We start from the raw sequence: 1,131 nt of genomic DNA, 5'->3' as shown, positions 1-1,131 counted from the left end.
ACGCGGCCGTATTTGTCGGTGTGGATCTCGTCGCCGGCCTTGCCCACCACGATCGCCGTCTGCGGGCCCTGGACAATGGGCTTGGGGGTGAGCCGCGGCGGCTGGTAGGTCTGCGCCGAGGGGATCGCCTGCAGGCGCGCGCTGAAGAGTTCGGTGTCGGCGAGTTCGGATTCGGGCGGGCTTTCTTCGAGCCGGTAGTCGGCGCCGGTGATGAGGTATTCCTGGTTCTGGTCGGCGCGCGGGTGGCCCATGAGCTTGAACAGCCCGCCGCTGGCGAGCCCGAGGGCGTTGGATTCGCCGCTGAACTGATCGAAGGGGTGGCGCATCTCTTCGACGCGGATGGCGGCGATGCGCTGGCCTTCGCTGCGCTCGAGGTATTCGCCGGGGTAGTCGAAGACGTCGAGGCGGGCGGCGTGTTCGTGCTTGAGCGGGCGCGCCGGGCTGGCGTCGGCTTGCAGGTCGGCGCGGGGTTTTTCGAAGTTGAAGTCGCGCTGGATGAAGCGGGTGGGCTGGATCTCGCTGCCGTGGGTCCAGTCGCGCACGCCTTCTTCCTGGCGGGCATGGGTGGCTTCGGGCTCGATGAAGGGCAGGCTGGCGTAGCCCGCGGCGGCGGCGTGGGCCTGGGCGCCGTCGGCGATGACGAGGGTGTGCTTGCCGCCGTGGTGGCGGAAGAAGAAGTGGATGCCTTCCTGTTCCATCAGCCGGGCGAGGAAGTTGAAGTCGGACTCGCGGTACTGCACACAGTAGTCCCAGGGCGTGTACTGGCCGGCGAGCTGAAATTCGAAGTCGGCGTAGGGGTGGTCGGCGAGCACCGCTTCGATGATCTGGCGGACGGTTTTGTCCTGGAAGATCTTGCAGTCGCTGGTGCGGGTGAGCAGCCAGGTCCAGGGGCGCACGACGATCAGGTACTGGTGGTAGCGGCCCTGCTGGCCGACCTGGTAGAAGCCCACCGCCAGGCCGTTGAATTCGCGCAGCCCGCCGCGGGGGGTGACAGCCTTCACCGAGACGCTCTTGCCGAGGAGTTCGTCACCCTTGATGTCGGGCCGCCGCGACAGCACCGTGACCCGGTATTCGCCGTTGCGCGACAAGCCGTCGCTGCCCTCCAGGCGGTTGAACAGCAGCGCCTCGCCC

Annotated in this window: 1 protein-coding gene; it reads right to left on the bottom strand. The window is 67.7% G+C overall.

All coding sequences use genetic code 11. The features are described 5' to 3' along the window. On the bottom strand, window positions 1-1,131 hold a 1,131-nt coding region (locus tag ZRA01_RS20315), incomplete at both ends, for a type VI secretion system Vgr family protein (RefSeq protein ID WP_141355186.1).

Origin of the sequence: Zoogloea ramigera, from assembly GCF_006539865.1 — a bacterium.
Taxonomy (GTDB): Bacteria; Pseudomonadota; Gammaproteobacteria; order Burkholderiales; family Rhodocyclaceae; genus Zoogloea; species Zoogloea ramigera.
Note: the sequence above shows the minus strand (reverse complement) of the source record. Positions and strands in the feature narration are given on the sequence as shown.